The following is a 25,515-nucleotide window of genomic DNA, read 5'->3' as shown; positions in this document are numbered from 1 at the left end:
GGAGAGAGCATAGGTCATGAAGGAACGTCAATCGAATGTGCACCCTTATATTCCGAACACGGTTCCGAAAGTCAAAGCGCAGATGATGCAGGAGATAGGCATTGCGAATATCGACGAGCTGTATCGGGATATTCCGAAGCATTTGCGGATGCAGTCAGAGATGGAGCTACCACCTGCATTGAATGAATTCGAGCTGAAGCGTCATATTGAACGACTGCTTGCTGCGAATGTGAGTACTTCGCAGGCAACGAGTTTCTTGGGTGGAGGCTGCTGGCAGCACTTTGTGCCTGCTGTATGCGATGAGATCAATCAACGGTCGGAATTCGTGACAGCCTACGCGGGAGAGCCTTACGAGGATCATGGACGATTCCAGGCCTTGTTCGAATACCAGAGTCTTGTCGCTGAAATAGTTGATATGGATGTCGTCAACGTACCGACATTCGACTGGCCGCAGGCAGCTTCGACCGCACTGCGGATGGCTGCCCGAATGACAGGGCGTACAGAGGTACTCGTGCCGGAGATTCTCTGCCCTGATAAGCGCATGATTATTGAGAACTATTTGCATCCACAAATCCAAGTCATCACGGTTCAAGCCGAGTCGGATAGCGGGCTTCTGGATTTGAACGATTTGAAGAGCAAGCTGTCTGATCAGACAGCAGCTGTCTATATTGAAAATCCGAATTATTTCGGTGTCATTGAGCAGCAAGGCGAGGAAATTAGCCGCTTAGCTCATGAATATGGGGCCATCAGCGTAGTAGGCGTTGATCCGATATCACTAGGGGTTCTGACGCCGCCAAGCGGCTATGGCGCAGATATCGTATGTGGCGATTTGCAGCCGCTCGGTATTCGTATGAACTACGGCGGTGGTCAGTCAGGCTTTATCGCAACTCATGATGACGAGCGGTTCGTCATGGAATACCCATCCCGCCTGTTCGGCATTGTGCCGACCGTTGTAGAAGGCGAGTATGGCTTCGGTGACGTTGCCTATGAACGTACCTCCTTCGCACAGCGCGAGCAGGGCAAGGAGTCTGTAGGCACACAGACGGCACTATGGGGGATTACGGCAGGCGTATATTTGGCCCTGCTTGGCCCACATGGCATGCGCGAAGTTGGCGAGACGATTATGCAGAAATCCCGCTATGCAGCGAATGCATTGAACGCATTGCCTGGCGTAAATCTGCGTTATGCAAATTCCTTTTTCAAGGAGTTCGTCATTGACTTTACCGCAACAGGCCGGACGGTGAGTGAGATCAATGAATACTTGCTTACCAAGCACATCTTTGGCGGTCTGGATTTGTCCAGAACGTTCCCTGAACTTGGACAGAGCGCGTTGTTCTGTGTCACTGAGGTCATGTCGAAGGAACAGATCGATCATCTGGTGGAAGAGCTTCGAGCTGTACTGAGTACGGATGCTGAGCAGGACAATGGTTCGCTTGCAGGAGTAGCTGCAGCAGGGGTTTCGGAGACAGTGAATATGGCAGAGGGGGTGTGACAAGCGATGCAACAAATCGTTCGGAAGGATCGTACAGTCAGACAATTTCATCAAGCGAAATGGGATGAACCGGTAATATTTGAACTGCATCGAGAAGGAGAGCGCGGCGTTCTCGTTCCAGAAGCGGAGCAGGAGCTTGTCGAAGCTGTTGGTGACGTCGTATCAAGCATACCAGCCTCGATGCAGCGAGCCAGTGCGCCGCAGCTGCCTGAGATCGGTCAGGCCAAGGTGCTTCGCCATTACTTGCGCTTGTCGCAGGAGACACTCGGCAGTGATCTAAATGTAGAAATCGGTCAGGGAACCTGCACGATGAAATATATTCCGCGCGTCAATGAGCTGCTCGTTCGCAATCCGCAGCTGACGGAGCTGCATCCGTTGCAGGATGTAAGCACGGTACAGGGAATGCTGGAAATCACCTATCGACTGGATGAGGCGATGCGTGAGATTTCGGGCATGGACGCCTTCTCCTTCCAGCCTGGAAGCGGAACACAAGCATTGTTCGCAATGGCCTCCATCGTACGTGCGTATCATGAGGCGAATGGAGAAGGCGAGCAGCGCGATGAGATTATTACAACGATCTTCTCTCATCCTTCTCAAGCCGCAACCGCAGCGGTGAAGGGATATAAGATCATTACCCTGCATCCGGACGAGGATGGATTCCCGGATATTGAGAAGCTCAAGCAGGCGGTATCGAATCGAACAGCAGGCTTCGTGGTAGCGAATCCTGAAGATACAGGGATCTTTAATTCACGCATTAAAGAGTTCACGGACATTGTACATGCGGCAGGAGGCATTTGCTATTACGACCAAGCTAACGCGAACGGACTTCTTGGCATCGCTCGTGCGAAGGAAGCGGGATATGATATGTGCTTCTTCAATCTGCACAAGACGTTCGCGGCGCCTCATATGTGCGGTGGCCCTGCGGCAGGCGCTCTGGGCGTTACGGAGCAGCTAAAGCCATTTTTGCCCGGCCCAATTGTTGAACGTGTTGGCGAACAATTCGTGCTTCGCTCGAATCAAGAGCTGAGTATTGGCAAGGTCAGAAGCTTCCATGGCGTTGCGCAGACGATTGTTCGGGCGTACGCTTGGATTCGCAGCTTGGGGGCAAGAGGGCTGCGGGATGTTGCGGAAATTGCGGTATTGAACAATAACTATTTGTACCATAAAATATTACAGATTTCTGGCGCAAGCGCTCCATATGTCAAAGGTGGACGGCTTGAGCAGGTACGCTATAGCTGGGAGCAGCTGACGCGTGAGACAGGAGTAACGACCGAAGACATTCAGCGCAGAATGTGTGATTTCGGCTTGCATTACTGGACGAGTCATCATCCTTATATTGTACCTCAGCCATTCACCTTGGAACCAACGGAATCATACTCCAAGGATGACTTGGATGAATATATTCAAGCGTTAGCCCATATTGCAGAAGAAGCTCGCAGCGTACCGGAGATCGTCAAGTCAGCACCACATCACAGCACGGTACATCGGAATATCGAGGAATCGCTGGATGAACCGGCTGAATGGTGCATTACATGGCGAGCTTACTTGAAAAAGACGGGACAGGCGAATGGCCTGCCGGATAAGGAGTAAAGGATGTCGGCAATGATTACATTTGATATTCAGCACATTCCATTTAGCCGATTTGGATCTTTTCTGACGGTATCGCATTTGCCGCAGAATGGCAAGCGAGAGGAAGGCTTGTATTTGCGCACCGTTCGTGGTGGTGACGAGACGAGCGGTGCAGTATTCCGCCTAGAGCTGGTAGCTGGCGGCGAGGTTGTACCTTATTCGGTTCATAGCGCGCCATCCTCCTTAACCCTTATTGGAGAAGGTGGACAAGGGAGGGCAGAACTATGCCTGCCGGAGCCGGGAGCGATACGGATACGTGTGCGTGAAACGGGAATCCGTCTGACATTAGTTGCGGGTACTTATGATTATGTGCTTCCACGTCAGGATGGACGTTACGAGGTGAATCATTTTACTACGGAAATGCGCTTTATGTTGACTTCGCTTCAAGGGAAGCTTACGGTCGATGCTCCATGGGAACGTTCCAGATGCAAATATGCGGTGGTGGAATGCTTCCCAGGTGGGGATAATCAAGACAAAGCAGCTGAAGGAGAACTCATGCTTGAAGAGTATCGGATAGAGCCGCCATCCATTCGTCCATTCGAGTCGCTGGTTTCCTTTGACGAGGCTGCTGCCAGCGTGGAGCAGGAATTTGCTGTATGGCTCGATAAGAGTCTGCCTGCTGCCTTGGAAGAGTTGGAACAGGCGCGCATCTTGGCTGCATACATCACATGGTCCTGTGTGGTGCCTGAGGCCGGTCATTTGTCTCGTCCCGCGATGTACATGTCGAAAAATTGGATGACGAACATTTGGAGCTGGGATCATTGCTTTAATGCAATGGCGCTCGCGGCGAATCAGCCAGAGCTGGCTTGGGATCAGTTCATGATCATGTTCGACAAGCAGGATGAATCTGGTCAGCTTCCGGACTTCGTCAATGACAAGTACGCCTTGTGGAATTGCTGCAAGCCGCCTATCCATGGCTGGACGCTGCGCTGGATGATGGAGCGTAATGAGTGGTTCTGCCATGCCGATCGCTTGCGTGAAATCTATGGACCGCTTGCACGGTGGAGCAAATGGTGGATGAATTGCCGTGATGATGATCGGGACGGGATACCTCAGTACAATCATGGCAATGACAGCGGCTGGGATAATAGCACGATTTTCCGCAGTGTGGGACCTATTGAGAGTCCGGATTTATCTGCTTATTTAACTATCCAATTCGAGGTTCTTGCGGAGATTGCCGATCAATTGGGCAAGCCATACGAGGCGCAGGAATGGCGCAATGCTGCGGATAGCCTGCTCGGACGCATGCTGGAGCATTTCTGGCATGACGGCCAGTTCAGGGCGGTTCGTTCAGGCACACATGAGCCGGCGCAAGGAGACAGCTTGATTCCGTTTATGCCGATCTTACTAGGTGATCGTCTGCCGGAATCGGTGCGCCAAGCGCTTGTGAAGGCAGTTGCCGATGAAGAGCGGTTCTTCAGTCCGAATGGATTCGCCACAGAAAGCCTGAAAAGTCCGTTCTATGAACCGGACGGCTATTGGCTTGGGCCAATCTGGGCTCCAGTCATGATGCTGCTGATCGACGGATTGCAGCGCAGTGGGGAGCGGGGAGTGGCGCAAGAAGCAGCGACGCGATTCTGCCGCATGGCTGCTCGCAGCGGCATGGCAGAGAATTTTGATGCACAGACAGGGTGCGGACTTCGCGATCGGGCATTTACGTGGACGTCGAGTGTGTTCCTCATACTAGCGAATGAATATGTAATGCAGCCAGCTCAATAGACGAGGTGAAACAAGCTCCCTGCCGCTTAGCGCGTAAGGGAGCTGTTTTGTTATCTTTGTCATCTTCCCGCCTAATCGATGTCTCGATGAGGACAAATCGGTGCTTCCGTCTCCATTGTCAGATTAAAATTGGTTATGTTACACTTCTGATACATCAACGCTTCGCAGCATCATGACTAGTCCAATAAGCAACAGGGGATGATTCCTATCGCACCGCCACGTGAAACTTTTACTGGATTAACCCATGTGACACAATCGGGTGTCTTGCATCGGCTACAGCAATGGATGGCCAATATGCCGCCCAATCCGAGGCGAAGCCTTCGCTTAAAGCTCGTGCTGTTCTTCTTGGCAGCATCACTGCTTCCGCTCATGATTCAGGGCGTGCTATCCTATCAACAATCCTCACGCCTTCTGCAAGAGCAGTTCGGCAAATACGGTCAGAACAGTGTTAATCAGCTGCAGTATCAGCTGGATACGGAATTAAATCAGATGAGCATGATTGCGGGTTATATTTATTCATATTTGCTTAATCCATATAAGAGTGTCATCAATGCGGAGATTCCAAAGACGTATTCGCAAGTGCAGGATAAGAACAACATGGAAGATTTCTTGAAAGCGCTTAAAAGGCTGCATGATCGCGGGATATTCATAATTACGAAATCTGGATATTATTACGGGGACAGCATCTTGAATGTGGATGTTCTGGTTGAACAGCCATGGTGGAAGCGGATACCTGCCGATCATGCAGGAGAGTATTGGGCAGGATTCTACCCTCCACTGCATTATCGCGATGAGAAGGATACACCGGATCAGAAGCTGCTTGGCTTGGTTGTGCCGATCCGCAATCAGGCAGGGCCCTTGCAGGACAGCAAAATCCTTATTGAAATGAAGGCAGATAAGCTGATCGAACTGTTCCGTATGTTCGAACAGGATACGAAGTCGATTGTGACGGTGCAAAGTGCAAGTGGTCAGACGATCTATCACTCGCCGGGCAATTATACTGCGCAAGAAAATGATATCGTGTGGAAGCAGAACTTGAAAATAAATGATTGGACGATAGAAGCTAGACTGCCCTATGAATATTTTAATCAACCATCAAGTGTTATCAAGTCTTATACCTTACTTGGTTTAGGCTTGTCAGGCTTTCTCGCTCTTCTGCTCGCCTACTTGTTCTCCACTCGTGTAACGGGCAGGATTAAGCGGATCAAGGAATCGATGAACTCCGCAGGAGCTGGTCGCTTGAAGACACGAATCCAAGTTCAGGATGAGGATGAGCTGGGAACGCTTGCGAATAGCTTCAATAAGATGATCGGACAGATCGAAGAGCTTGTGAAGGAAATAGCGGCTAAGGAGCAGCTCAAGAAGGAAGCCGAATTGCGAGCATTTCATTATCAGATCAATCCCCATTTATTGTTCAATACGTTGAACTCCATACAGTGGAAGGCTAGGCTGCAGGGCAATGATGATATAAGGAAAATGCTCGCTCACTTAACGATCGTGTTAGAAGCCAACTTAGACGTGACGCGTGAACTGGTTCCGATATCGAAAGAGCTGGAGCTTATTGATCATTTTCTGCAAATCCAGCAGGTTCGTTATGAAGGTGAATTTATATATGAGTCTGAAATTGCTCCAAGTGCGCTGGCAGCAGTCATCCCGCGTATGAGCTTGCAGCCACTGTTTGAGAATATCTTTTTCTACGCCTTCGAGGATGGGTATGGCACAATTGCACTCCGCCTAGTAGATACAGGGTCAGAGCTGCATTTAACCTTATCGGACAATGGTAAAGGGATGAGCGAAGAGCGTCGAATCTCTCTGCTGCAAGCTCCGAAAGACCACAATCAGAGACATGGTCTCGGGATGTACAATGTGGATCAGAAGTTCAAGCTGCACTTTGGTTCCGAATATGGATTAAGCATCGAATCCCAGTTAGGAAGCGGTACAACGATTGCGATACGCTGGCCCAAAAAGGAGGAGGAATCCGATGACAGACAACCCTATTAAAGTACTGATCGCGGATGATGAGAGCATTGTTCGCAGAGGCTTGATGGCAACGGTAAATTGGAGCAGATTCAACATGGTAGTCGTAGCCGATGCCCCAAATGGTCAGAAGGCATGGGAAGCATTCCTTCTCCATGAGCCGGAGGTTGTCATTACAGATATCGTGATGCCGGAGATGGATGGAATTGAACTCGCCAAGCGAGTGAAGGAAAAGTCGCCGCATACTCGGGTCTTGCTGCTGAGCTGTCATCGAGATTTCGAATATGCACAAAAGGGAATGATGCTTGGGGCTTCCGGCTATTTGTTGAAAATGGCTTTCGAAGATGAGGAACTGGATTATTATCTTCAAAAGTTCGGGGAGGAGCTGGCTGGGAATTCGGAGTCTCCTCCAGCGGTTCGCACTGCAAATTCTAACGAAGAGGATGCACAGTGGAATGCGGCGTTCTATGCCTGGTTATGCGGCTTCCGCAACAACTTCCAAGGCGAGCTGAAGCTGCGCTGGGAGACGCAATGGTATTGGTTGAATGAACCTCATGAGATTATATTGGTTAAAATATTCGACAGTTCCGAGCAATCGCTCCCTGCCGCTATCAAATCATCCAACCGTGGAGGGGAGTACTGGAAGTATCTTGGCGATAAGCTGCTGCAAGAAACGGAAGGCCCGTGCGCCTATATTCCCTGCGGTGTAGAACGATGTTTCTATTTCTATCGTCCTACAGCTCGCCTGAAGGTGGAACGGCTGTTGAAAGAGAGCAAAGCATCTTGTCCGCAGCTGCATTGGAGCAGTCGTGGCCCGTTAAAGGGCATGGACGGCTGGCTGGAGGCGGTTCAGGAGCTGCACCGAGCGGCGGAGTTGGAACGCAAATTTGAGCTGCGAGTCAATTCATGGCCGGAAACGGTGATGCGATCGGTGCTCTTGGTAGCAGAGAATGTGAGTGAGCCTTGGTCCGTCAGTGATGTAGCACATCGAGTTGGATTGAGTCGAAGTCATTTCAGTACTTTATTTAAGAAGGTAACCGGAGAGAATTTTGTCTCCTTCTTATACCGTATGCGGCTTAAGACAGCGCAGGATTTGCTTCTGAATACAACGATGACGCTGCAGGATATCGCAGAACGGATCGGTATGGTGGATGGAAAATATGTTAGCAAATGGTTCAAACGCTGCTGTGGAATGACACCGAGTCAATACCGAAGCGGACAAAAGGGAGAACATTTTGCTCAAAAATGACGAGGGGCGTACGATATTACGCCCTTTCACCGAACAAAATCACCCCATATTCGGAACAATTCGCCGTTTTGAAAACGCTTTATTGTCTTTAAAGTGAAGGTATGTTTGAGATGCAACCATTTGGGGGGAATGAGCAAGATGAAGAGAACGTCAAGATTGGTTATTCTGTTAACGGTCTTTGCACTTATGCTTGCTGGCTGTGGCGGAGGATCTGGAGAACAAGGTTCCTCCTCCGGAGGAGACAAGGGAAAACAAACCGTTTTGCGTTTTGCAACATGGGATACTGGTGAGAAGCTGAAGGTTCAAGAAAATATCGCGAAGGCGTTCGAAAAATCGCATCAAGGTGTCAAAGTACAAATTGAACCTTATGCAGACGGTTTCGATCAGAAGCTGGCGGCATCGTTCGGTGCGAGCAATCCGCCGGATGTGATGTTGATGTGGGATTTCCCAACATACCATTCGAACTTGGAGCCGCTGGATGCCTTTACAGAGAAGGATGCAAGCCTGAAATTAGACGATATATACGAAGGCTTGTTCAACTACGTGAAGGTAGATGGCAAGACGTTTGGTATGCCTGCGGGCTTCACGACACGGGCTATGTATTACAACAAGAAGGTGTTCGACGCAATGGGCGTCCCATATCCGAAGGATGGCTGGACGTGGGATGACTTCAAGGATATTGCAACGAAGCTGACAGATAAATCGAAGAAGCAGTATGGATTCGGTGTCCGTGCTGAGAACGACCCGTATGACCTGCAAGGATTCATCTGGAGTAATGGGGGCAGCTTCATCAGCGAAGACGGCAAGACGATTGAAGGCATTATGAACGGGCCGGATACGGTAGCGGCTGTTCAAATGTTCGGGAATATGGTGAAGGACGGATACGGGGTCCTCGTAGGAGGAAAAACGCAGCTTGGCGGTAACGACATCTTCAAAGCTGGTAAAATCGGAATGTGGGAGAGCGGTGTATGGCCGCTAGACGGGTTTAAGGAAGCGAAGGTTGATTTCGGTACTGTTGAAATGCCAGCGTTCCCTGGCAAGCCTGTGAAAGGCGTAATTTCGGTAAGTGCAGTATCGATTGCGAAGCAATCGAAGCAGAAGGATCTGGCATGGGAGTTCGTGAAGTTCTTTATTTCGGAAGAAGCCGTCAAGATGAAGAGCGATGCTGACCTGCCGATACGTAAGAGCGTCGTGCAGGAAATGAAGCTGGATACATCCGAGCTGTATGCACCGTTCTATCGCATGCTGGAGCGTTCCGACAACACGCCAGCCTTCTTGCTTAACAGCAACTGGAACCAGATGAACCGTCACCTGTCTACTGCAGTTGATTCAGTCATGCTGGGTGAAGATGCACAGAAAGCGTTAGATACGGCAGTAAAGGAAGCGAAAAAATTTATTGAGAAGAAATAAGAAATAATGTGAAATAAGCGGGGCCGTTCCTTCGAAGAGGTGCATTACGTACATGCATCCTTCGATATGAACGGCTCTTGGTTTTCCAAAATGAAAGGGTATGAGATGTGCTCATGTGCTCGTTTTATTTCTGTACGAACAAATGGATTCAACTGCATTCAACGGTGTTAATGTTTATGTCCATGTCGTGATCGCTCTAGCGTGTTCTTGGTTGCGATGAATCTTCGCGAGCGCATATACAATCCCAATTGGAGAAAGGAGGTACACAAGACCGATTAGGAAACCGACTATTGTTCCATCAAGCATGAATGACAGGGACATTAAGAAGTTGTCGAGCATAAGGTGAGCGAACATGGCCGTCCACCAGCCATGCTTCAGCATAATGAACAGGAAGAACATGCCGATAAACAAGAGCTCTACCGGACGAGAGTAATACGGATAGATCGGATAGGTGACATGTCCGAATGCCCATACAAGGGTGGGGATAATCCCGGCTAACCATGGGTTGCGGAACAATCGGTTCAGCAGTCCAACCCCGAACAAGCGGTATATCCCTTCCTCCGAAATAGCTGCAACCCAAGCTAGAAGAGGGAACAGTGGTGCAATTCGCAGGTTGAGCGGAGATTGTGAGGCATCGGTCGATGACCACGCATGAAACCCTGATTCCAAAATGAAAAATATAACCGTTTGCATGCCGAGCAATACGCCTGTGTACGCGATTCCGATCCATAATGCTTGTATGAGCTTGCCGCCAAATGCGCGATCACTCCAGGTAGGCAGAACATCTCTGTACGCAGACAACTCCCATGCTCGCTTTCCCGCATGGAGAGAGAAGTAGAGGATAACGCCTTGAATTACTGTAATTGCGCCTTGAATGGCAAAGGGCAGCCCCATATTCACCCCGTCTACAGGGGTACGGAGTTCCAGAGCGAAGAGGCCCGGAAGCACGTTCCATAGATGCAGCAGAGAAATTCCGCATGAGACGGCAGTAAGGGCGAACAATGTCTTCGATCCGAACTTCAGGCCATGACGGTAGACGATGCAAGCGATCAGTGAACATGCACTTAGTAGGATCGTCATCCACATATAGCCGATATTGTAAATGGACGATGCAGTCTTCGTTTGATGTAGTTCTTCAGCTAGATAGCTGTTCGGGATAACCCAGTAGGGCTTCAGCATGACAATGCGATCTTGGGAGAAGACGGCCTTCACGTTCAATGCGGCTTCACCAAGTCGTGCTTCAGGCACGTTATACTCTACCGTGTCTAGCTCCGCCGATGATGCGATTAGTTTTAATTGGGTAGGATTCCATCCCATGTGCTTCAAGAGTGTATCAGCAAGCTTCTTGCGGTTCACTGGATCCAAGGCAGTCTCCGCATCTTCTGCTGACGCCATATCCACATGATTTCCCGTAACCCCGCTAATGTAGGAGGTGATAGGAGGCTTTTCCTCCCATTCGAATCCAATAATACGACCGCTTGTCATGTGAACGTCAATGCGCATGACACCGGATTTTCCAGCCCGATTCATATTCAATAATACCTGAAAAGTATCATAGGGACTGGATGATTCCCATTTCTGAAATGAAGCGGTCAGCTTCTCCTTGCTCATGTAGCCGGAAACCGTTGATTGACTGCGATAAATGACGGTTGGAGCAGTATCTTCTTCAGGTGTAATTGAAATATGGAACTTTTTTAAGTCCTGTACAAATGTGAGTGCCTTTTGCGCTGCTTTCTCTTTGGTTAAGAGGGATTGGCTGGCTGCTGATTCCATCATGGCTTCTGTCTGCTGAAAGGGAATGAATACCTGAACAATGAGGAATAATAGAAATCCGGCCACAGAAGAAAGCAGAAGCGGCTTGGATACATAGGACATGTTGGAACCTCCATTCCATCACACATTTAGCGTATGGTTGCTTATTTGTTCATTTTATCTACTTCAACTTTGTAAAGTCCAGCAGAGAAAATGAAGAAACACCTAGCGAAAATGAGTGTTTTGAATACAATTGAAGAAAATGGGGGATTGTAAGCGCTATTTCTTCAAGTTTTTCGTCTTATTCTGGTTAATTTGTTCATTCCTTGACTTTGTATGCTGCAGGGGAAACGTATATAATCTCGTTATGAATTGCATACAAGCCGAGTTTCGTGAATGAACGAAAGCGGGGGACCCGATAAATGGGGTGAATATCGCAGTTGTGGATGCATAGAATCCACTTGCGATTAGGGCAGCCTGAACGTGCCCGAATCCGACAGCTAACCTCGTAGGCATGTACGTCAGGATACCAGCGATAGCATTGGATTTCCAGTGCTTTTTTTCGTGGGGAAAAAAAGAGGTGACTCCCGTGGAGGGAACAAAAAAGGCCATTCGATTTAATCTGACACCACCGCGAATTCTGGTTGTAGGGTTTGCAGCAATTGTATTATTGGGTGCATTTCTACTCATGCTTCCGATATCAAATGCGGATGGGATTCCGCTGCCATTCCTCGATGCATTGTTCACGTCAACGTCAGCAACTTGTGTGACGGGGCTCATTGTGGTGGATACGGGCACTCATTTTACCGTATTCGGGCAGGTGGTCATCATGCTGCTCATCCAAATTGGCGGGCTTGGATTCATGACAATGGCAACGCTGTTCGCATTAGCACTGAAGAAGAAGATATCGCTGAAGGAAAGGCTTATATTGCAAGAAGCGCTTAATCAGGGCAGCATGGAAGGCATCGTGCGCCTTATCCGTAAAGTGATCTTGTTTGCGGTATGTATCGAGGGGACGGCAGCTGTACTGTTCTCCGTGCGATGGGCATTTGATCTTCCGCTAGGCAAGGCCATTTATTTCGGTTTCTTCCATGCTGTTTCTTTTTTCAATAACGCAGGCTTTGATTTATTCGGCTCTGTCAGTGGGCCGTTTTCGAGCTTAACCAGCTATGTCGGAGACCCTATTATTAACCTGGTATCGATGCTGCTTATTATCCTTGGCGGGATTGGATTTATCGTCTTGTCCGATTTGGTGGAATATAAGCGTACTCGCAAGTTGTCTCTGCATACGAAGATCGTGTTAACGATGACGGGATTGCTCATTGTAATCGGAACGGTCGTTATATTTATATTTGAATTTACCAATACACGCACGTTAGGCAGTTTGAATGGTTGGGAGAAGTTCTGGGCATCCCTGTTCCAATCTGTCAGCCCGCGTACCGCTGGAGCGAATACGATTGACATCGGAGCCATGCGCCAAGCCTCGCAATTTTTTATGGTTCTTTTGATGTTCATCGGGGCATCACCAGGATCCACTGGTGGTGGTATTAAGACGACGACGTTCGCCATTCTCATTGGAGCTGTATTTGCTATGATTCGCGGGAAAGAAGATATCGTCATTTACCGGTATCGACTCGCCAAGGATCGTATCTTCAAAGCAGTTACGCTAACGTTGCTGTCATTGTTCTTGGTCATTATCGTATCGATGATATTGTCGACAACAGAAGATCATAGCTTCCTGATGATATTATTCGATACAACATCGGCCTTCGGAACGGTAGGGTTATCAATGGGATTGACGGCGGATTTATCAGATATCGGAAAAGTGCTGCTGAGCCTGACGATGTTTGCAGGCCGTCTTGGGCCATTAACGTTGGCTTATGCGTTAGGCCCGAAAAATGAGCGGGAATTATACCGACACCCAGAAGGAAAAATAACGATAGGATAAGCAAGTTAGATTGTAACGGACGAAGGAGTATACAGGGATATGGAGTTGCAGCAGTTTGCAGTGATCGGGATGGGCCGTTTCGGTTCGAGTCTCGCGAAGGAGTTAGTCAAGCTCGGACATCAGGTGCTAGGCATTGATAAAGATGAGGAAGTAATCGGGGATGTTATGGGCTTCGTAACCCATGCAGTTGTAGCGGACGCATCAGATGAAGAGGTGCTGCGCTCACTCGGCATACGTAACTTCGATTGCGCGATCGTAGCCATTGGTGACGATATTCAGACGAGCATTCTGGTCAGTATTCAAATGAAGGAACTTGGCGTGAAGAAGGTTGTCGCCAAAGCACTTTCCGAATTGCATGGACGTGTTCTGGAGCGGATTGGTGTGGACAGGGTTATTTACCCGGAGCGGGATATGGGCATTCGCGTAGCTCATCAACTTGTATCACCGAACTTGCTGGATTACATTGAATTGTCCAAAGAATATACCATTGCAGAGCTGAGCGTGCCTGGCTGCATGCAAGGAATGGCGCTCAAGGATGTCAATCCAAGAGCTAAGTTCGGGTGCAGCATCGTGGCGCTGAATAAGCCGAAAGGCATTATTATTGCACCATCAGCCGAAGATGTGCTTGATGAGAAAGATATTATGGTTATGATTGGTACGAATACGCAAATCGAAGATTTTGAAGAAGCATTTATGTTGAAGGGGAACGATAAAAAATCGTAAAGAATCCCTTGCTGTAGAAGGTCATAAATAAGCCTGCAGTTGTCGCTTGTATAGAGAAGCGAGCTGCAGGCTTATTGCTTATGTAAATGGCTTTACATGACTACAATTTTGAATACGATATAAGTCAGGAAGAAGTAGGCACCCATGCTTGCTGTGATGAATAGAAAGCGATTCGGACGTGCTACTTCAGTCTGCTCCATTGCTTCGGTCGTGACCAGAATAACGGATACGAACCAAGTGAAAGCTGCTACTGCAACAGATAAAGAACTGAATCCAATGATCGCGAGAAGGAATGCGAGCACAAATCCTAAGCCAAAAGGCATTTGCATAGCAGCCAATTGGACAAATGTCGTCTTCAAGTCAAGCGGCTTGCTGCCCTTCCAGCGGCTAATGAACCAAGTACTAATAAAGAGTGCGGCCAATCCAATAATCTGATAGATAAACAATTGAATGAAAAAGCTAAATGGCGGGGTCAGTGAACTTGAACCGCCTAATAAGCTAAGTGGACTCATTAGTGAAGCGAACAAGCTTCCAAAGAGCGTGTAGCCGAACAAGGCAAAGCCCAGTGCGGAGACTAACGCGGCAATGACCGCATACACCCAATCGGAGACAGTAAGATTGCGAGCACTTGCCGGATTCTTCAGCAGTTGAAGGATATTCTTGCTGTCAATTGACTTGGCCCATTCAGGCACTGTGCTGCCTGGTGTCTTGTGAGACGCTGTCTCAGCAGTGGCGGATACTTGCTGTACAGATGCCTCTGCTGCGGAACCAGCATGCTGCGGTGGGACAGACCCTGTACTGCATTGATGGGATTCATTGTCGTTGATTGGCTTGCCACAACGATTACATACAACCATGGTTTCCATTTCCTCCTTATTCTCCCCTAGTTGAGAATGTTTTTTGTCTAAGCTTACTTTATTCGACAGCAAACGAGTGTAATCCTTCTTTTTCCTTTCTATCCATGACTATTTCCCTAGCTGTGATAATGATGCTGCTTCCATAATTTCCTCAATAAACTGCGTAGCAACAGGACTCAGCAGTGCTTGCTCCCCATATACAATGGAAGTTACACGTTCGGTTTGCTTCAATTCCTTCAGGGGAACGGCAATCAGATCGTTATCCTTGAGCCATTCCAACCGAAGATAGGAGCGTGGCAGCAAAGCAGCCGCATGACAGGTCGTGAGCAAGCGAACTATCGCTTCGAAGGAATCGATCTCCATGTGAATATCAGGCATGATGCGATATCGGCGGAATAGATCATCGATAAGCTTGCGATACCAGGTTCCCTTAGAGAAGAGAAGCATAGGCAGACCGTCCAAGCGGGACATCGTCCAATTGCGGATGCTGGCAAGTGGATGACGGCGTGGCAGCACCAGCTGAAGATGATCCGCGAACAATGGAATGCACATCAGTCCAGGCTCACGAATCGCATCGGCGACGATGCCAAGATCAATGGATTGTTCGCGGACAAGCGAGATGATTTCATGCGTCTTGCCGGTCACAGCCTTGAGTCTTGCGTCCGGATGCTTCTCGACGAAGGAGGAGATGAACAGCGGCAGTGTCGTCTGCAGTGTGGTTAAGCTGGCCCCTATGGTGATGGACGATTGACCTTCCGCCTTGAAGGACGCAATGGACTTCAAGAAACCGAGCTGGCGATTGCGAATATCGATTGCAAATTCGTACGTGAGCTGGCCAACGCGAGTTAGCTCCAGCCGCTTGCCATTCCGGATAAACAGCTCTACACCCAGTTCTTCCTCAAGCTTCGCTACTTGCCTGGATAGGGCCGGCTGAGAGATATTCAACCGCTTTGCTGCTTGATTCAAGCTCGTCAGTTCCACAACCGCTGCGAATGATTCTAACAAATCGAGCATATTTCATAGCCTCCTACGATATGAATGATGAGCTAAGCGTAAAATGAATGGCTTCTTATGCGTTTTAGTTATAAAAGATATAAAAACATTGCAATTCCATTATAAGGGGATTCGGAGTAACATGGTAGTGTCACAAGTTGTTCACATAACTACAGAAGAGCGGTTTGCAGGAAGAACCGCGAATGTTGTCGAAAGCGGTAACAACTGCGTCATGGCAGTGGTTTTTCGTTGTGACAAATTATTGACGCTTTCGACATGCACAGGTAAAATGAGGATGTTTATTACCAAAATCTACTGGGACACAAATGGAAAGGGGAACCGGCACGCTTATGAAACGAGGATATTTTTACTCGCGCAAGCTGCACTCGCTTCTTGGAATTATTCCGCTCGGATTCTTCATTGTCGAGCACATGCTTACGAACTACGCTGCGTTCGAAGGCGGGAAGGAAGCATTTCAGGGCAGTGTCAAATTTTTGAATGAATTGCCGCTTATATTTTTCCTAGAATTGTTCGGCATCTGGCTTCCGCTTCTGTATCACGGCGTATACGGGTTGTACATTGCGTACACATCCAAGAACAACGTAGGCAATTATAATTACGGCCGCAACGTAGCTTTCTTGATGCAGCGGATAACAGGGGTCATTACATTCGTATTTGTCACATGGCATGTGTACGAAACGCGTGTTCAAATTGCGACTGGCAATATTACGCATGAGCAGCTAGGCACATACATGCACGACATAATTACTTCTCCAGTTATGTTTATCATATATTTGGTCGGTGCGATTTCTGCATCCTATCATTTTACGAACGGATTGTGGGCTTTCCTCGTAAGCTGGGGCATTACGGTTGGACCACGCGCACAAAATGTATCCGCAAAAATCTGCATGGGCTTGTTCATTATTATGGCAGTCATGTTCACATTGTCGTTAATCGGATTCCGCTCTGCAGAGTTCCAAGCAGCGGAAGCAGTTCAATCTATTATTCCATTCATCGGTTAAGGGAGGGTGACGCATTATGGCAAAACAGAACATTATCGTCGTTGGCGGAGGACTTGCTGGTCTTATGGCAACGATCAAAGCAGCGGAAGCAGGCGTTCACGTCGACCTTTTTTCTTTAGTTCCTGTGAAACGTTCTCACTCCGTCTGTGCTCAGGGCGGAATTAACGGCGCGGTAAATACAAAGGGTGAAGGGGATTCCCCTTGGGAGCACTTCGATGACACGGTATATGGGGGAGACTTCCTGGCGAACCAGCCTCCTGTAAAAGCGATGTGTGAAGCAGCGCCTGGCATCATCCACTTGATGGATCGTATGGGCGTTATGTTCAGCCGTACGCCAGAGGGCTTGCTTGACTTCCGCCGCTTCGGCGGGACGCAATATCACCGCACAGCTTTTGCTGGAGCTACAACGGGCCAGCAGCTGCTGTATGCGCTTGATGAGCAAGTGCGACGCTGGGAAGCAGAGGGACTTGTAACGAAGTATGAGCACTGGGAATTCCTCTCTGCCATCGTGGATGATGAAGGCGTATGCCGAGGCATTACAGCGCAGGACTTGCGCAGCATGAACATTACGCACTTCGCTGCGGATGCTGTTATTTTGGCGACAGGCGGACCAGGGATTGTCTTCGGCAAAACAACGAACTCGGTTATTAATACCGGGACTGCGGCCAGCGCAGTGTATCAACAAGGCGTTCGTTATGCGAATGGGGAATTCATTCAAATTCACCCGACAGCCATCCCGGGAGATGACAAGCTCCGTCTTATGTCTGAGTCGGCTCGCGGTGAGGGAGGACGTATTTGGACGTATAAGGACGGCAAGCCATGGTACTTCCTTGAAGAGAAATATCCGGCTTACGGGAACCTCGTTCCGCGTGATATTGCGACTCGCGAAATCTTCCATGTGTGCGTAGATGAGAAGCTGGGCATCAATGGCGAGAACATGGTCTATCTCGATCTGTCGCATAAAGATCCGAAGGAGCTGGACGTGAAGCTCGGTGGCATTATTGAAATTTATGAAAAATTCATGGGTGACGACCCGCGCAAGATACCAATGAAAATCTTCCCTGCGGTGCATTACTCAATGGGCGGCATGTGGGTCGACTACAACCAGATGACAAATATCAAGGGCTTGTTCGCAGCAGGTGAGTGTGAATACCAGTACCACGGAGCGAACCGTCTTGGAGCGAACTCGCTGTTGTCAGCGATCTTCGGCGGCATGGTGTCCGGACCTAAAGCAGTAGAGTATGTCCGTGGCTTGAGCAAAGCGACAGAGGATGTATCGGCAAGCGTATTTGAACGTGAAGCAAAGCTGAGAACGTCCCAGTATGAGGACTTGCTCAAGATGGACGGTACGGAAAATGCGTACGTCATCCATAAGGAACTGGGCGAATGGATGACCAACAATATGACTGTCGTTCGCTACAATAACAAGCTGGAAGATACAATCAACAAGATTAAGGAATTGAAGCAGCGTTACAGCAAAATCAACATGACGGATACGGCTCGCTGGAGCAACCAAGGGGTAGCCTTCACTCGTCAGTTGTGGAATATGCTGGAGCTGTCGGAAGCCATGACGAAGAGTGCGCTGCTTCGCAACGAAAGCCGTGGGGCACATTACAAGCCTGATTTCCCGGATCGCAATGATGAGCAGTTCCTGAAGACGACAATTGCGTCATGGTCCCCAGAGGGGCCTGAAATTTCATACGAAGACGTGGATGTATCGCTTATCAAACCGCGCAAGCGTGACTATACGGCGAACAAGAAGAAAGGGGAATAACGATGGCGGAAGCTGTGGCACAATCCAAAAAAGTCAAGTTGATCGTGACGCGTCAGGATGCGCCGGACGCGCAGCCGTACACGGAAGAATTCGAGATCCCATATCGCCCGAATATGAACGTCATTAGCGCACTAATGGAAATCCAACGAAATCCTGTGGATGCAGCCGGTAAATCAACTGCTCCGGTATGCTGGGAATCGAACTGTCTTGAAGAAGTGTGCGGAGCTTGTTCTATGGTCATTAACGGCAAGCCGAGACAGGCTTGCTCCGCGTTAATCGATAAGCTCGAACAGCCGATTCGAATTGCTCCAATGAAGACGTTCCCAGTTGTTCGTGACCTCGTGATCAACCGTCAGCGTATGTTCGATGCGTTGAAGAAAGTCAAGGCATGGATTCCGATTGACGGTACGTATGACCTCGGGCCTGGGCCTCGTATGGCAGAGACGAAGCGACAATGGGCGTATGAATTGTCGAAGTGTATGACCTGTGGTGTCTGCCTGGAAGCCTGTCCGAATGTAAATGAGAAGACGAGCTTCATAGGGCCTGCTCCGATCTCGCAGGTTCGACTGTTCAATGCGCATCCGACAGGAGAAATGAATAAGGACGAGCGCTTGGAACAATTGCTTGAGGACGGCGGTATTGAAGGGTGCGGCAATTCCCAGAACTGTGTCCGTTCTTGTCCGAAGGAAATTCCGCTTACGACATCTATTGCTGAGATGAATAAAGACACAACGAAGCTGATGTTCAAACGCTGGTTTATGCAATAAAGTAAGGTAGGAGCGCCCCGAATAGGGGCGCTTTTTTGTACCAGATAATTCGGATATCCACGTATGGCGTTATGAGCGTGAAACAAGTCAAAGCGAAGCAAAAAATTTTTAAGAAAAATTTGTATTCCACAACTGAATTTTCGATTATAGTATTGGTTAACAACTTGAATGTGCGCTGGAAGCTTGTGAAGATGACTAGGGGGTGCCGAGTTGATAGTCCATTTGCCAATACAGGACACGAACAGCTGGTACGAGAACAGCCTCTTCAGTAAGGTGAAACTGCTGGTGGACGAGTGGGATCCACTAGGACTGCGGGCGCTTGGGGCGCCGGACGATGAATACGATTGCCTTACCGCGTACATAGTCAAGCTTAGTGCTGCCAACTCGGACATGAAGATGACGGAAGAGGCGCTGGAACAATGCATGGAGGAGCATTTCGGAATTGGGCCTTCCATCATGGAGAGGGAAAGGCTTCAGCGTTGGAGAACGAGTGTTTCAATGTTTTGTAAGCGTTTAGATTCACTAATTGAGCATGCAGCTCAGCCGTATGTGGAGTATTATTCACCAGGATAATGGAAGCGCAATCAATTCGTGGAGATCGATACAGGCAATGGACTGCCGACCCTATTATAGTGGTCGGCAGTTGTTGTATAGAAGAAGCGAAATAGGAATAGTGTGATGTGACACAATACGCTCTGATAGCCAAACAGGCTCTTTACTCCAAACGAATGGGAACATGGATAAATCGACCCTCACTAGGATTTGCATTGAATACCGAGCTGATTCATAATAAAAGGACGAGACAGGATAGTCATACATAGGAATCGGCGTTTACTGAATGCATGAGGTAAAGGTAGGGGATAGCTATAAAATCTCCAATGACGAGAGACACGAATCCGAATTCAGTTGCGAATCCGGGAAGACGGCGTTTACTGCGCATGATGGTAGGGGCAGTAATAACAATGCCTATGGCGGTTGGGGGCTATGCCAGATTCATTGAGCCTAATAATATTCGGCAGCGTAAGCTTGAGCTGGATATTCACGGACTGCCGGCTTCCTTCAATGGGCTGACCATAGCGCATATATCAGATATCCATTACGGACATCATCTAAGTGAATCGAAGCTTGCGAGCATTGTCCAAGATGTACAAGCCAATCAACCGGATGTGATATGCATTACAGGAGATATCGTTGATAATGGGGATGTGGTTCCAGCCGAGATTGTACCAATCCTGCGCCAACTGCGTGCACCATATGGTTCCTATGCTGTGCTTGGCAATCATGACTATCGGGGAAGAGGCGCAAAAGCTGTGGAGAATGCGCTGCAAACGGCAGGAATCCGCGTGCTGCGGAATGACAATGTGATACTCAGGCGGAATCATGAAGTGCTCGCTCTGGCGGGAATCGACGACGCATTGGAAGGGATTCCTGATATGACGCGTGCTATGCAAGGGATATCGGGTAAGATGTGTTGTATTCTGCTCGCCCATGAACCGGATTGGGGAACGGTTGCCCTTAACTATCAAGTTGATCTTCAATTGTCTGGTCATAGTCATGGGGGTCAGGTTCGTGTGCCACTGGTGGGACCCTTGTTCCTTCCAACTTTAGGTGAGCGGTACCCAGATGGATTATACATGCTAGAGCGTGTAGATAGACCGGATCGCCCACTTCACATTTATACGAGCAGAGGATTGGGGACGACGTTTCTGCCCGTTCGCTTGCTGTGCCCGCCGGAATGGACCTTGCTTACCTTGCGATCAATTGGATAAGGTTTATGCATAAGTAGCCCGTTTGAGGCATAGCAAAGATATATTAGTAGGAGTAGGGTCACATGGCTATTCGTGATGATCAGTAGTATTCGGCTTATCCCCTTAGGGTGTATAATGCTGATATTAGGGAGGAGACGAAGCGACATGCAGTCTATAGCTATCATTTCCGATATACATGGGAATTTACAGGCGCTAGAAGCCGTGCTTAATGATATTCAGCGACAAGGCGCTGATAAAATATACTGCCTAGGCGATTTAGTGGGGAAAGGGCCAAACCCCGTAGAAGTTGTTGATATGTTGTTTGAATATTGCGATGTAATCGTCAAAGGGAATTGGGATGAGCTTGTTCGGCAGATTGAAGATGACGAGCAATTCCGCTGGCATGCACAGCGGCTTGGTTCAGAGCGGTTAGCCCGTCTGGAACGGCTCCCCTTCTCTTATGACTTCAATATGAGTGGGCGTCATATTCGCCTGTTCCATGCTTCCCCACAGAGTGTGTTCACTCGTATGCAACCATGGGATGCTCCGGAAAAGCGTCTGGCCATGTTCGATTTCACTGCATCATTGACGGAACCGCTCCATCCATGCCAATCACCAGATGTGGTCATCTATGGGGACATTCATAATGCTTTCTTGCAGCATTTTAGAGGGAATACGTTAGTGAATTGCGGTAGTGTTGGCAACCCGCTGGACATGACGCAAGCCTCTTATGTGATGCTGGAGGGCTATTTCGGGCAAGTTCAGCAAAGTGAGTTCTCTATACATTTCCACCGAGTTCCCTATGATATTGAGCAGGCTGTTCGAGCTGCGGAAATGAGTGATATGCCTGGAGTGAAGCCATACGTGCGAGAGCTTCGTACCGGGGTATATCGCGGGCTGCACCAGAGCGAAGAATAATTGATGGAAATGATTGTTGTCAGCGTACATTCATGCTAGGATAGAATAGGTCAATGACGATGCCGCCCTAATTAGGGCGGCATTATTGTTGCACATTCAACTAGAACTTAATGTGAGCGTAGCGGATCAGAGCATGATCGACTCGCAGCATTATGGACAAGAGGCGGCGGAAGCCGCACGAAAGGTGGATACATCAGTGACAGCGCAGAAATGGTTCACCCACCCTGTAGGCATGACCGTAAGTGCGATCATTGCTACATTGTTGTGGGGAAGCGCGATGCCGGCGATTAAGCTTGGGTATGAAGCACTCAAGATTGGCTCGGACGCGGCTTATGAACAATGGGTATTTGCAGGATATCGATTTGCTTTGGCTGGACTTATGCTCATTCTATTGACTGCTTGCATGAATCGTGGAACGCGAGCTGATGGGGTTCATTACGGTCAGTCTCGGCGTGTTGGCTGGCGAGTCACACGTCTTGCAGTCATACAGACTTTTTTGCAGTATATTTTCTTCTATATAGGCCTAAGTTTAAGTACCGGAATGAAAGGCGCGATTATTACTGGCGCAACCTCCTTCTTCCAAATGGTCATTGCCCGAATGGTTGATCGCAGTGAAAGCTTCACATTCGGCAAGATACTCGGATTAAGCTTGGGATTCGCGGGCGTTATTATTGTAACCTTCAGTAATACAGGCGGCGCAGGTATGTCATTTGGCATTGGTGATGTGTGCCTGATATTATCGGCATTGTTCGGTGCGATAGGGAATGTGCTGGCGCGCCATGAGTCGCGTGATTTGCCGGTATTGTGGCTGACTGGACGCCAGATGGCCCTAGGGGGAATTGGGCTTATTCTGGTAGGTGCATGGCGTGCAGGTTTCGCTCCCTTTCAATGGGATGTCTCATCCTTGCTGCTGCTCCTCTATCTGGCCTTCTTGTCGGCAGCGGGATTCAGCTTGTGGAATTTGATTATGAAATATAATCAGGTAGGGAAAGTATCGATGTTCCTCTTCCTCATTCCGTTGTTTGGAGTACTATTATCCGCATGGCTGTTGAATGAATCTTGGAATGGTGGGACATTGGCAGCACTTGGCCTTGTTGTTGCAGGGATCATTGTGGTGAATCGATCTTCTGCAGAGAAGTCTGCTCGCAAGGCAGTTCAGAGGGCGGTTTAACACAGGCTTAATAATTTGTTACACAATGGTAATATTCCTGTTAACGTTGGTTAATGTACAGAGGGTATATTAATAGCAAGACCCCCTTTTGATGAATATATATCCCTTGAGACGGATCTGTGAGATACAGGTCCCTTTTTTTTGTCCTTAACTCCGTATCATAAAAGAAAGATGCAGCTAGAGCACTGCATGAACTTCGTATCCCGATGAAGTTCCTTATGCCCCAGAAGCATCTTTATGTTGCGCGTGATATATAACTATAATAATCGAACTATGGTCGTGCCTCCTGACAAGTTATTCAATGGGCACGACCTGTTTCTGCTTCTCTTTATAATACACCCAGTACGTAAATCCGATGTCCTTCAGCCGAGAGCGGACTTCCTCCCAGTCCTCGCCGACGCGGGAAGGCTTATGCGCATCCGAGCCAAAGCTAACTTCGACTCCGAAATGAAGGGCACGTTCCAAGATGGCGTCCGCTGGATACCAGCCGCCGCTCAGCTTTGTTTTCCCGGATGTATTGATTTCGATGGCAACGCCGCATTCTGCAATGACCTTCAAGGTATCGTCGATAATGTCAGGGGCTTGAATGTCCGAGAACGGGGGATAGTTGCCCTTCATGGCGTCAATATGGCCTAAAATTTGAAACATGCCTGTGCGAGCAGAGTCACGAATCATTTCATAATAGGTCCGTTTTTCAGCAATTTGCTGCTCAGCGTTTAGCTTCTTCCATCTGTTTTTATTGAAAATGCTGACGCCATTTGTGCTGTGAACGGAGCCAATAATGTAGTCGAATGGATATTGTGCTAACGTCTTACGATAGGTCTCCGCATGTTCAGGGAAATAATCTGACTCGATGCCCAGCAGCACGTCGATGCGGCCTTCGTATTCCTTTTTGAGGCGCAGCACCTCGTCTACATAGTTGTGAAAATCGCTTTTGGCCATCGTAATATTCGGATGCGGATGATCTTCATCCTGGCCGAAATAGGGCGTGTGATCGGATATGCCAATGACCTGAAGTCCATGGGCGATCCCTGCCTCAATATACTCACGGATGTTGCCATCTGCATGACCGCAGCGAAAATGATGAGTGTGCAAATCGAATTTCATAGCTTCCCCTCCTGTTCATTGAGTGGTAGTGTCAAATCTACGAAGTGAGCGGAATCGTTACTCGGAACCGATGAACTGGGTTTCAGGCATGCCCTTCACATCATTTAAAAATTGCTGCATGGCAGAATTCAAGTAACGGCCTGAGCGATACATAACCCCAACAGGATGCGCGGTTTCGAGCTCATGAATTTGAACGATCTTCAGCGTGCCGCGCCGCAATTCACTGCTGACCGATAGCTTGGAGATGATGCCCGCCCCAAGATTCAACTCGGCCATCCGCTTCACTTCCTCACTGCTGGATAACTCCATAACGATATGAGGAGTGATATTGTATTGGCGGAAGGTTTCTTCGGCGAACCTGCGGCCTACAGTATCAGGCGACAATAGAATGAGCGGAACTTCCTTCAGCATATCAACCGTAGCATGCTCATGCTTGGCCAGCGGATGGTCTGGACAGACGACGAGTTCGAACGAATCGTAGTAGAGCACAGACGTATTCAGATTCGGATTCGGTTCGTTCAAATATCCGATGCCAATATCAACGGTGCCATTCTCGATATGGGCCATGATCTGTGAAGATGACATGGACATAATGGTCGTCTTAATGAGTGGAAATTGATCCTGAAAATAGGAAAGAATCCGCGGCAGGATTTGAATAGCAATCGAAGTCGTTGTACCTAGAACAATATGCCCTTGCGGAATTTGGTTCAAATCACTCAGCTTCTGTTTAACTTCGTCGACGATATCTAAGATGCGCGTTGCATGCTCCAAAAATACTTTGCCGCTGTCTGTCAGGGTGACAGGCTGGTTGCGGTCAATAAGCACCGTTTTGAACTCATCCTCCAAGCTTTTGATCTGAGCGGACACGGCAGGTTGAGTCAGGTTAAGCAATTCGCCTGCCTTGCGGAAGCTCATCGTCTTGGAAATGGTGATTAGTGTTTCCAACTGGCTTAAATTCATGACTGTTTCCCCCTTTCTTGCCTATTTTGACATAGGACTAAAATATGGTGTGAGATGTGTACACGGTGGTGAATATGTAAAATCCGAAATAGGGTGTGAGAACGGAGCTTCAATACAATTTATCGCTTTTGTTGTACTAATAAAATGTTTTTCTCATTATACATTAGATTAGTTAAGGAAGCTATGCCGATGAGCAATGTTTACCAATGCGGCAGCTTATATGAAAACTTAATAATTGAAATAGTTGACCGCCGCGCAGGCCATGCCGCACAATGAAATGAAGACGTTCTCAACAACGT

20 protein-coding genes and 1 riboswitch are annotated in these 25,515 nt (G+C 48.5%); of the genes, 15 read left to right on the top strand and 5 right to left on the bottom strand.

Annotated elements, in window-relative coordinates:
• Positions 1 to 16 precede the first annotated feature (16 nt).
• The 6 genes from gcvPA to BLS15_RS20630 all read left to right on the top strand — a co-directional run bounded on the left by gcvPA (position 17) and on the right by BLS15_RS20630 (position 9,476).
• Positions 17 to 1,492 carry an aminomethyl-transferring glycine dehydrogenase subunit GcvPA gene (gene gcvPA, locus BLS15_RS20655; RefSeq protein ID WP_028533738.1) on the top strand — a complete coding sequence of 492 codons (1,476 nt, stop codon included), beginning with the start codon at positions 17 to 19 and terminating at the stop codon, positions 1,490 to 1,492.
• A gap of 6 nt (positions 1,493 to 1,498) precedes the next feature.
• Positions 1,499 to 3,082 carry an aminomethyl-transferring glycine dehydrogenase subunit GcvPB gene (gcvPB, locus tag BLS15_RS20650; RefSeq protein ID WP_028533739.1) on the top strand — a complete coding sequence of 528 codons (1,584 nt, stop codon included), beginning with the start codon at positions 1,499 to 1,501 and terminating at the stop codon, positions 3,080 to 3,082.
• Between the two features lie 3 nt (positions 3,083 to 3,085).
• A complete protein-coding gene (locus tag BLS15_RS20645; protein ID WP_175460813.1) occupies positions 3,086 to 4,840 on the top strand; it encodes an amylo-alpha-1,6-glucosidase in 1,755 nt (584 codons plus the stop codon).
• A 246-nt stretch (positions 4,841 to 5,086) separates the two neighbouring features.
• The gene (locus BLS15_RS20640; RefSeq protein ID WP_231515215.1) at positions 5,087 to 6,841 is read left to right on the top strand and encodes a cache domain-containing sensor histidine kinase; all 1,755 of its coding nucleotides are present in this window, start codon (positions 5,087 to 5,089) and stop codon (positions 6,839 to 6,841) included.
• Positions 6,822 to 8,066 (top strand): response regulator transcription factor, encoded by a 1,245-nt coding sequence (locus BLS15_RS20635; RefSeq protein WP_090513597.1) that lies wholly within the window; start codon positions 6,822 to 6,824, stop codon positions 8,064 to 8,066. Before BLS15_RS20640 ends, BLS15_RS20635 begins: the two co-directional genes overlap by 20 nt.
• A gap of 138 nt (positions 8,067 to 8,204) precedes the next feature.
• A complete protein-coding gene (locus BLS15_RS20630; protein ID WP_036667649.1) occupies positions 8,205 to 9,476 on the top strand; it encodes an ABC transporter substrate-binding protein in 1,272 nt (423 codons plus the stop codon).
• A gap of 174 nt (positions 9,477 to 9,650) precedes the next feature.
• Here BLS15_RS20630 and BLS15_RS20625 read toward each other — a convergent pair whose 3' ends face one another.
• Positions 9,651 to 11,351 (bottom strand): CPBP family intramembrane glutamic endopeptidase, encoded by a 1,701-nt coding sequence (locus tag BLS15_RS20625; protein ID WP_028533743.1) that lies wholly within the window; start codon positions 11,349 to 11,351, stop codon positions 9,651 to 9,653.
• Positions 11,352 to 11,599: 248 nt separating this feature from the next.
• Positions 11,600 to 11,758: riboswitch (cyclic di-AMP (ydaO/yuaA leader) on the top strand.
• Positions 11,759 to 11,817: 59 nt separating this feature from the next.
• Here BLS15_RS20625 and BLS15_RS20620 point away from each other — a divergent pair.
• Positions 11,818 to 13,176, top strand: a complete 1,359-nt coding sequence (locus BLS15_RS20620; protein ID WP_028533744.1) for a TrkH family potassium uptake protein — start codon at positions 11,818 to 11,820, stop codon at positions 13,174 to 13,176.
• A 39-nt stretch (positions 13,177 to 13,215) separates the two neighbouring features.
• The gene (locus BLS15_RS20615) at positions 13,216 to 13,899 is read left to right on the top strand and encodes a potassium channel family protein (RefSeq protein ID WP_021252661.1); all 684 of its coding nucleotides are present in this window, start codon (positions 13,216 to 13,218) and stop codon (positions 13,897 to 13,899) included.
• A 92-nt stretch (positions 13,900 to 13,991) separates the two neighbouring features.
• Here BLS15_RS20615 and BLS15_RS20610 read toward each other — a convergent pair whose 3' ends face one another.
• Both BLS15_RS20610 and BLS15_RS20605 read right to left on the bottom strand, forming a co-directional pair.
• Complete coding sequence (locus tag BLS15_RS20610) at positions 13,992 to 14,756, bottom strand: hypothetical protein (protein WP_021252662.1); 765 nt, start codon at positions 14,754 to 14,756, stop codon at positions 13,992 to 13,994.
• A gap of 108 nt (positions 14,757 to 14,864) precedes the next feature.
• The gene (locus BLS15_RS20605; protein ID WP_028533745.1) at positions 14,865 to 15,770 is read right to left on the bottom strand and encodes a LysR family transcriptional regulator; all 906 of its coding nucleotides are present in this window, start codon (positions 15,768 to 15,770) and stop codon (positions 14,865 to 14,867) included.
• 329 nt (positions 15,771 to 16,099) lie between these two features.
• Between BLS15_RS20605 and BLS15_RS20600 the strand changes: the two genes are divergently transcribed.
• The 7 genes from BLS15_RS20600 to BLS15_RS20570 all read left to right on the top strand — a co-directional run bounded on the left by BLS15_RS20600 (position 16,100) and on the right by BLS15_RS20570 (position 23,149).
• Positions 16,100 to 16,771 (top strand): succinate dehydrogenase cytochrome b558 subunit, encoded by a 672-nt coding sequence (locus tag BLS15_RS20600; RefSeq protein ID WP_021252664.1) that lies wholly within the window; start codon positions 16,100 to 16,102, stop codon positions 16,769 to 16,771.
• A gap of 16 nt (positions 16,772 to 16,787) precedes the next feature.
• A complete protein-coding gene (gene sdhA / locus BLS15_RS20595) occupies positions 16,788 to 18,545 on the top strand; it encodes a succinate dehydrogenase flavoprotein subunit (protein ID WP_021252665.1) in 1,758 nt (585 codons plus the stop codon).
• A gap of 2 nt (positions 18,546 to 18,547) precedes the next feature.
• Positions 18,548 to 19,312: a succinate dehydrogenase iron-sulfur subunit gene (gene sdhB, locus BLS15_RS20590; protein WP_021252666.1), complete on the top strand. Its 765-nt coding sequence runs from the start codon at positions 18,548 to 18,550 to the stop codon at positions 19,310 to 19,312.
• Between the two features lie 210 nt (positions 19,313 to 19,522).
• Positions 19,523 to 19,885, top strand: coding sequence for a hypothetical protein (locus BLS15_RS20585; RefSeq protein WP_021252667.1), 363 nt, complete (start codon positions 19,523 to 19,525; stop codon positions 19,883 to 19,885).
• Between the two features lie 305 nt (positions 19,886 to 20,190).
• Entirely contained in the window at positions 20,191 to 21,081 is an 891-nt protein-coding gene (locus BLS15_RS20580; RefSeq protein ID WP_021252668.1) for a metallophosphoesterase, read from the top strand.
• A 144-nt stretch (positions 21,082 to 21,225) separates the two neighbouring features.
• Positions 21,226 to 21,978: a metallophosphoesterase family protein gene (locus tag BLS15_RS20575; protein WP_028533748.1), complete on the top strand. Its 753-nt coding sequence runs from the start codon at positions 21,226 to 21,228 to the stop codon at positions 21,976 to 21,978.
• An 88-nt stretch (positions 21,979 to 22,066) separates the two neighbouring features.
• Positions 22,067 to 23,149 carry a DMT family transporter gene (locus tag BLS15_RS20570; RefSeq protein WP_021252670.1) on the top strand — a complete coding sequence of 361 codons (1,083 nt, stop codon included), beginning with the start codon at positions 22,067 to 22,069 and terminating at the stop codon, positions 23,147 to 23,149.
• A gap of 294 nt (positions 23,150 to 23,443) precedes the next feature.
• Here BLS15_RS20570 and BLS15_RS20565 read toward each other — a convergent pair whose 3' ends face one another.
• Together BLS15_RS20565 and BLS15_RS20560 are read right to left on the bottom strand one after the other, a co-directional pair.
• Positions 23,444 to 24,256, bottom strand: coding sequence for a histidinol-phosphatase (locus BLS15_RS20565; RefSeq protein WP_021252671.1), 813 nt, complete (start codon positions 24,254 to 24,256; stop codon positions 23,444 to 23,446).
• 57 nt (positions 24,257 to 24,313) lie between these two features.
• Complete coding sequence (locus BLS15_RS20560; protein ID WP_021252672.1) at positions 24,314 to 25,216, bottom strand: LysR family transcriptional regulator; 903 nt, start codon at positions 25,214 to 25,216, stop codon at positions 24,314 to 24,316.
• Between the last annotated feature and the right edge of the window lie 299 nt (positions 25,217 to 25,515).

The organism is Paenibacillus sp. cl6col, assembly GCF_900102125.1.
Lineage (GTDB): Bacteria > Bacillota > Bacilli > Paenibacillales > Paenibacillaceae > Paenibacillus_B > Paenibacillus_B suaedae.
The sequence above is the reverse complement of the archived record's forward strand: the minus strand, read 5'-3'. Positions and strand labels throughout refer to the sequence as shown.